At 50.5% G+C, this 7,071-nt stretch carries 7 protein-coding genes; 4 read left to right on the top strand and 3 right to left on the bottom strand.

Features of this window, described 5'->3' with window-relative positions; all coding sequences use genetic code 11:
* The first annotated feature begins 245 nt into the window (after positions 1 to 245).
* The 3 genes from AB1756_07145 to AB1756_07135 all read left to right on the top strand — a co-directional run bounded on the left by AB1756_07145 (position 246) and on the right by AB1756_07135 (position 3,093).
* Positions 246 to 1,484: an amidohydrolase family protein gene (locus AB1756_07145; GenBank protein ID MEW5807104.1), complete on the top strand. Its 1,239-nt coding sequence runs from the start codon at positions 246 to 248 to the stop codon at positions 1,482 to 1,484.
* 126 nt (positions 1,485 to 1,610) lie between these two features.
* Complete coding sequence (locus tag AB1756_07140) at positions 1,611 to 2,477, top strand: UbiA-like polyprenyltransferase (GenBank protein ID MEW5807103.1); 867 nt, start codon at positions 1,611 to 1,613, stop codon at positions 2,475 to 2,477.
* 10 nt (positions 2,478 to 2,487) lie between these two features.
* Entirely contained in the window at positions 2,488 to 3,093 is a 606-nt protein-coding gene (locus AB1756_07135) for a UbiX family flavin prenyltransferase (GenBank protein MEW5807102.1), read from the top strand.
* Between the two features lie 73 nt (positions 3,094 to 3,166).
* Here AB1756_07135 and glnA read toward each other — a convergent pair whose 3' ends face one another.
* The 3 genes from glnA to AB1756_07120 all read right to left on the bottom strand — a co-directional run bounded on the left by glnA (position 3,167) and on the right by AB1756_07120 (position 6,372).
* Positions 3,167 to 4,489 (bottom strand): type I glutamate--ammonia ligase, encoded by a 1,323-nt coding sequence (gene glnA, locus AB1756_07130; protein MEW5807101.1) that lies wholly within the window; start codon positions 4,487 to 4,489, stop codon positions 3,167 to 3,169.
* 91 nt (positions 4,490 to 4,580) lie between these two features.
* Positions 4,581 to 5,336 carry an MBL fold metallo-hydrolase gene (locus AB1756_07125; protein ID MEW5807100.1) on the bottom strand — a complete coding sequence of 252 codons (756 nt, stop codon included), beginning with the start codon at positions 5,334 to 5,336 and terminating at the stop codon, positions 4,581 to 4,583.
* Positions 5,337 to 5,361: 25 nt separating this feature from the next.
* The gene (locus AB1756_07120) at positions 5,362 to 6,372 is read right to left on the bottom strand and encodes a hypothetical protein (protein MEW5807099.1); all 1,011 of its coding nucleotides are present in this window, start codon (positions 6,370 to 6,372) and stop codon (positions 5,362 to 5,364) included.
* Between the two features lie 159 nt (positions 6,373 to 6,531).
* Here AB1756_07120 and AB1756_07115 point away from each other — a divergent pair.
* A partial coding sequence (locus AB1756_07115) for a peptidase M64 N-terminal domain-containing protein (GenBank protein ID MEW5807098.1) occupies positions 6,532 to 7,071 on the top strand: 540 nt, incomplete at its 3' end.

Here is a 7,071-nt window from a genome sequence, read left to right as displayed (position 1 = left end):
TGCGCATCGGTCTCTGATCTCCTTTCTGTTAAGTGTTAATAATAAAAGGAGTTCTATCAGAGTTTCCGATGCGTTTCTACATTTTATTTGCTCTCAGTTCTCATGTACACTTTTTGGATAGGAACCATATATTTTATCACACCGCAAGACCAGTGGAACTACTGCCGCCTTTCTCTCTTTAATATTTCTTGTGGAATCTGGATGGTGTTAGAATCTCAATAGCGTTTCAGATTCGTGGAGTTTGAATGATCACACTCAGGGCAAGGTGGGTCGTTCCAGTCACATCCATGATCATAGAGGATGGCGCGATCGTCATCAGTAAAGATAGGATCGTAGATCTTGGACCTGCAGACAGGATCTTCAAGAGATACAGGTCGATAAGGAAAGACCTCGGAGCGGCCATTCTGTTACCTGCCCTCGTCAATTGCCACACCCATCTGGAGCTCTCTCATCTAAAAGGCAGAGTGAAGACAAGAACGGGCTTCGTTGAATGGATAGGTTCGCTCATAAGGATGAGGGAGCAAGACGATGAGAAGGAAGTAATCAAGAGAACCAAGGAAGCAATAGACAGGATGTACCGGTCCGGCACCTCCTCTGTCGGCGAGGTCTCCAACAGCCTGGTCACCATGAAAGCCCTTTCCGAAAGCAGGCTCCGGGGAATCATCTTCAAGGAGATCTTCGCCCTTAGGGATGAGGATGCCCTGAGGTGCTTCACGAAAGCCCTTGAGGAGATGCAGGAGTTCAAAACGCTCTTCGGGAAGAGCGGTCGGTTCCGCTTTTCCATTACGGCGCACGCACCTCATACTGTTTCCCCTGTTCTTTTCAGGATGGTGAGACAATTTCAACGTATGAGCGATTCCATCATCTCGGTCCATCTTGCCGAATCCCAAGACGAGAAGAAGCTGATCGAATCGGGAAGGGGCAAACTAAAGGACTATCTAATTGAAAAAAGTTTCTGGAACTATGGCTGGAAGGTTCCCGGAGTCTCTCCGGTGAAATACCTCGACCGCCTCGGCATCCTGTCCGGGAGGATGCTCGCCATCCATTGCGTCCAGGTGAGCGCCCATGATATGGACATTCTCCGAAAGAGAAAGGTTTCCGTCGTTGTCTGCCCCAGGAGCAATAGAAGGTTGAAGACCGGCAAAGCACCGATCGCCAGGATACTCAGCGCCGGGATCAACGTTGCACTCGGCACCGATTCCCTTGCCAGCAACAGCGACCTAAGCATCTTCCAGGAGATGAAATTTCTCGGAAAGGAATTCCCTGACGTGAAACCGGATGAGATTCTGAGAATGGCAACGATAAATGGAGCAAAAGCCCTGGGACTTGGAAAAGAGCTTGGATCTATCGAGAAGGGGAAGACAGCCGATCTGATTGCCATCGACATCAGGGGAATGAAGAAGCAGGATGACCCTTTCGGAATTCTCCTGTCAAGTCCCAATCCGGCCCGCGTTTTCCGCCCCCTTCCTTCAGATCAGCGTTGAATGACAACGCTCACATTCAGCAACACAGTTTGCATAAAGATTCGTCACAGGCAATGATTCTTTCGTAAAATTGATGCGTGGTATAAAATAAAGGGAAATTTTCCATCTGATGGAGCATCGATAGAGATGGGCATCCTGGCTAAGATGATAGATTACGGGAGAATGGTGAAGTTCCATCACAGCGTCTTTGCCCTTCCCTTCGCCCTTGCGGGGACAGCCTTCGCTTCCATGGAAAAGGGGATCACTGTCGCTCAGGTTGTCTGGATCGTTCTGGCTATGGTAGGGGCAAGGAACGCCGCAATGGGATTCAACCGGATCGCCGACGAGAAACTTGACGCGCTCAATCCGAGAACCTCCCACTGGGCGCTTCAGAGGAAGATCCTGAAGAGATGGGAGGTCGCCATTTTCGTCATCGCTCTCTCGGCTCTCTTCGTCTTCTCGGCATACATGCTCAACTACCTCTGCTTCTACCTTTCCCCTCTTGCCCTTTTCATCATCTTCTTCTATTCCTACACCAAGAGGTTCACATGGTTGAGTCAGATCTTTCTCGGGCTCTCTCTCTCTCTCTCGCCGATCGGGGCCTGGATCGCCATCCGGGGCGACATCACGATGGTCCCGATCCTCCTCGGTTGCGCCGTGATCTTCTGGGTGGCTGGATTCGATACTATCTATGCCTGTCAGGATTACGAGTTTGATCTGAAAATGAACCTGTACTCCGTTCCGAAGAGGTTCGGCCTTCCAGCGGCGCTGAAGATCGCGCTGTTTTTCCATCTCGCCTCGCTGATCTTTCTAATATCGGTTCTCTATTTTCTGCGCGTGAATCCTTACATCTATTCGGCAGGTATCGTCATCATCGGCATCATTATTTTCTACGAACATTCCCTTATAAAGCCTGATGACCTCTCGAAGGTCAACATCGCCTTCTTCAATATGAATGGTATCATCAGCCTCGTCTATCTTGGGACATGCACGACTAGTGTGATGCTTTCCTGAGGGAATACCCATGGAAACAAGAAAGATCGTCGTCGGAATCACGGGTGCCAGCGGGGCTATTTACGCCATCCGGCTGCTCAAGGCTCTTCTCGAGAAGGATGCTCACATCGACCTCATCATATCTGGCTATGGAGAGAGGATCCTGAAGGAGGAGACTGGATTCGACTGCAGGAGCGAGACTGCCATACACTACATTAGGATGACTTACGGGATGTCCAGCCGCAATGGGGTCACAGTCGTGAAACACGATTTTCACGATCTGGCAGCTCCTATCGCAAGCGGCTCTTACAGGACGGAGGGTATGGTTGTCATCCCCTGCTCGATGAAATCGCTGGCCGGGATCGCCCACGGATTATCGAGAAATCTGATCGAACGAGTGGCCGATGTGACACTGAAAGAAAAGAGGCCTTTAATCATCGTGCCGAGGGAGACACCTCTCAATCTAATCCATATCAGGAACATGGCCTCTGTCGCTGAAGCCGGAGGGATCGTCCTTCCTGCCATGCCGGCTTTCTACAATAAGCCGAAGAACATCAACGACCTTGCCGACTTTATTGTGGGGAAGATTTTCAACATCTTGAAGTTTGAAAACACACTTTTCACGCCCTGGAAATAACCATCCTCTCATCTTGTTGATAGAAAAAATTCCCTTTCCTTGAGGGGAGAGAATAGAAGAAAATGCAAACAGGTCAATAAGTCGTTAGGTAGCGATCGAGTTCCCACGGATGGACCTGGGCGATGTATTCCTGCCAGGCCGCAAGCTTCGCCTGGATGAAGTGCTCGAGGATGTGCTCCCCGAGAGCCTCCTGGATGACTTCATCCTTCCGGAGCTGTTTGATAGCCTCGAAGAGATTCGGAGGAAGGTCGTCGATCTTCAATCTTCTTTTTGCCCTATGACTCATCTCGAAGATGTTCTTGTTGACCGGAGGACCAGGATCGATCTTATTCTTGATGCCGTCGAGTCCTGCCTTGAGCATCACTGCAAGCGCAAGATATGGATTACATGAAGGATCAGGCATTCTTAGCTCTACCCTCGTTCCGATCCCTCTCCTTGCCGGGACGCGCGCGAGCGGGCTTCTGTTCCTCTCCGACCAAGTGATGTTGGTCGGTGCCTCATATCCGGGCACGAGCCTCTTGTATGAATTGATCAGAGGATTGGTGATGGCACACATCCCCTTAGCATGCCTGAGCAGCCCTCCGATATACCATCTGGCGATATTGCTGAGCTGGTATTCAGCGTCGGGATCGTAGAATGCATTGTTTTTCCCCTTGAAGAGGGACATGTGTGTATGCATCCCTGACCCATTCACTCCCCTGATCGGCTTGGGCATGAAGGTGGCATGAAGGCCGTAGTCGAGAGCGACCCTTCGCACGATCAGTTTGAACGTTGCTATGTTGTCGGCCGTAGTCACGGCTTCTTCGTATTTGAAGTCGATCTCGTGTTGACCGGGTGCGACCTCGTGGTGAGCCGCCTCAACTTCGAATCCCATCGCCTCCAGGACATTAACGATGTCTCTTCTCGCTTCCTCACCCTTGTCGATCGGAGCCAAGTCGAAGTACCCGCCGCTATCGTGTGTCTTCACCGTTGCGTTACCGTCCTCATCCTTTTGGAAGAGGAAGAATTCCGCTTCCGGTCCGGCGACCATCGTGTATCCCATCTTTTTCGCCTCTTCCGTCACCTTCTTGAGAGTCAGGCGCGGACATCCCTGGAAGGGAGATTCATCAGGATTGTAGATGTCGCAGATCAGCCTGGCCACCTTTCCTCTGGTATCCTCCCAGGGGAATATGCGGAAGGTCTCAAGGTCCGGCTTCAGGAGCATGTCTGATTCCTCAATCCTCACGAAGCCTTCGATGGATGAGCCGTCGAAGAGGACCTGTCCATCCAGTGCTTTCTCGAACTGGTTCTCGGGAACTTCCACGTTCTTGTTGACGCCAAGGATATCGGTGAACTGAAGCCTGATGAACCTGATCCTCTCTTTCTTGCAAATTTCCAAGATCTGTTTCTTATCCATGGAATCTCCTTAAGATAGGGACGTTAATAATAATACCCAATCTGCAATTTTTCAAAGCCAGTTGAATAATGCGGAATGGATAGATTCTGAATTAGTCTTCGGGCGCAAGTCCTTCCTTGAAGGCAATTGGATAGGATTGGTCGGTCAGATGGACCAGACAGAATTCTCTGGCAAGTTTTCCTATCCTCGCTGCCTGACTGACGGAGAGATGAGTATCTGGCAGGATCCCTTGATCTTCGGCAAAGGAGGCTTCGATTATGGCATAATCGGCCCCCCTCACTTCGTCCATCAGCTTTCTGGACGGGCCCGTATCGCCGCTGATGACAATCTTTAGATCACCCGCATCTTTGTCCTTGAAAATGATCGTGTAGCCAACGGCGGGGATGAGCTCAGATCTCCCTGAAATGGAACCGATATGTCTAGCGGCAAAGGGGATGACATTCATGTTGCCCAGAGTGATCGCTTCCCCTTCTCTGATTTCCTTAAGATGCAATTTAAAGAGAGAATCCAGGGCAAATAGCTTCTCATGCAGGGCCGTGATCTCCTGAAGCTCGATGGAGCCGGATGGGAAATGGATAGGAAGGGGAGCCTTCCTTTTGATGAATCTGAGATATCCAAGAAGCCCCCACAGGCCGCCGATGTGGTCGTAATGCCCGTGCGTAAAGAAGATCCCGTGAAGCCTTTCAAACCTGTAGTCCCTCCCCTTGAGAAGCTTCAACGTGCCATCACCAACATCGATGAGGAAATCCTCTGAGACCATTGAAATCAAGATGCTCGATGAGACAACCCCTTCTGCCGAGAGGATATCGACAGCAACGCTACCTTTTGCCCATCTTCTCTTCATCATCTAGCCAATGATTTCCGTTATCTTTCTATTTTTCCTCTTTCTTCTTCTCAAAATGAACGGGAGCTGAAGGATTGGAAACGTCATATACGGCAAGGCCAGCGGCATCGGCGGCAACGAAGGCATGATTGCCTGATACAGTCACGCCGTTGGCGGAAGCCGGCGTTTTGATGGAGCCCTTCTCGACCGGGTTCCCTGGCTTGGAAACATCGATGATGCGCAGACCGCCGTTCCCATCAGCGAGATAGGCCAGCTTACCTCTTACCGTCAGACCTCTCGTGAAATCTCTTGTCGGGATCGAGCCGAGCTCATGAGGCATCTCAGGCTTTGAGATATCGTATATCCTCAACCCACCATGACCATCCGCGACAAAGAGCTCCTTTCCAGAAACGGCAAGATGGCGTGCCTCGCCTGCAGTCTTGAATTCGGAGATTTTGTCGATCCTATTCCCTTCGATCCGGAAAATCTTCACGCCGTTAAAGGCGGCTGCCGCGTAAACGAGGTCACCGGCCGTGACGACATGTCGGTAATAATCCTTTGTATCAGAAATATCATGATGAAAGACCTCTTTCGGATGGCGCGGGTCAGAAATATCAAAGGCGAGCAAGCCGAAAGTTCCATCTGCAACGAAGCAGAGCTTTCCTGCTATGGCAGTGGCCATGGCAGCTCCAGGTGTCTTGAGGTGAGCAACCTCCACCGGAGAATCAGGTTTCGAAATATCAAAGAGCCAGAGTCCGGATGGACCGGCACTCAGGATGGCGTTCTGGCCGCTCAGTGTGACAGAGGTTCCGCTTCCATGAACATACGCCGTGCCCGCTTCCTTCACCTCTGCCGGAACTGCAACGTCAAAGATGATGAGACCCGCAGTCACGGCGGCAAAAGCATATTGATCCTTGACCTGGATGGAATACATCCTGCTCTTCAACTCCGGGAGGATCCTGGAAGCATCCACTTCCTGCGAGAATGCTGGAGGGGGCGAGGACGATGCGAGAGAGAGGGAAAGGGCTGCAAAAAGAACGAGCATCTTAATTCCTGTCATGTTCGACTCCCGAAATATATGTTCTAATTTTTCAATAATGCTACCATAAATGAGCTGTTGATGGAAACTCTCAAAAGCTCTTCCTATTTACTTTATCGGGATTTGAAAATAAGATATTCAAGCATCTATCAGAAAAGATGGTACTGGAGAGGTGACATAATGAAGTATTCATTTTTGCTTTTTGCTGCCATCCTGTTTTCCTGCTCGATCTTCGCGCAGGTGAAGGTCCCATTCGAGCAGTTCTTCGAAGACGGGACGTTGAGAATCGACTATTTCTCGGCCGGAACAAAGACGGAGGAAACGATCAGCCTCGACGAGTTGCGGAAGGAGCCATACTGGGCGGGGAGCAAAACGAACCTGCTCGATCCGTTCAACTACGGGAAGTACATCGTAAAGGTTTTCGACCTCAACACGAATCAGCTCATCTACTCGCGTGGATACTGTACCTTATTCGGCGAGTGGCAGACGACGGACGAGGCTGCCAGGGGTTTGAGGAGAACATTTCACAATTCTGCATTGATTCCCTATCCAAAGAACAAGGTCCAGGTGACCATTTCTACGAGGGACAGGGAGAACATCTTCCGCGAGATCTACTCCATCGTCATTGATCCCAATTCCCATCAGATCAAGAAGGACAGGCCCTACAGAGATTCGAAGGTGCACAAGCTCCTGTACAACGGCGAACCATCGAAAAAGGTC

Source organism: Acidobacteriota bacterium, assembly GCA_040752675.1.
In the GTDB taxonomy this organism is placed as follows: domain Bacteria; phylum Acidobacteriota; class Polarisedimenticolia; order JBFMGF01; family JBFMGF01; genus JBFMGF01.
The sequence above is the reverse complement of the archived record's forward strand: the minus strand, read 5'-3'. Positions and strand labels throughout refer to the sequence as shown.

Coding starts and splice junctions, on each gene's coding strand:
- glnA (MEW5807101.1), bottom strand. CDS start 4,489: ATGGATAAGAAACAGATCTTGGAAATTTGCAAGAAAGAGAGGATCAGG.
- AB1756_07145 (MEW5807104.1), top strand. CDS start 246: ATGATCACACTCAGGGCAAGGTGGGTCGTTCCAGTCACATCCATGATC.
- AB1756_07135 (MEW5807102.1), top strand. CDS start 2,488: ATGGAAACAAGAAAGATCGTCGTCGGAATCACGGGTGCCAGCGGGGCT.
- AB1756_07125 (MEW5807100.1), bottom strand. CDS start 5,336: ATGATGAAGAGAAGATGGGCAAAAGGTAGCGTTGCTGTCGATATCCTC.
- AB1756_07120 (MEW5807099.1), bottom strand. CDS start 6,372: ATGACAGGAATTAAGATGCTCGTTCTTTTTGCAGCCCTTTCCCTCTCT.
- AB1756_07140 (MEW5807103.1), top strand. CDS start 1,611: ATGGGCATCCTGGCTAAGATGATAGATTACGGGAGAATGGTGAAGTTC.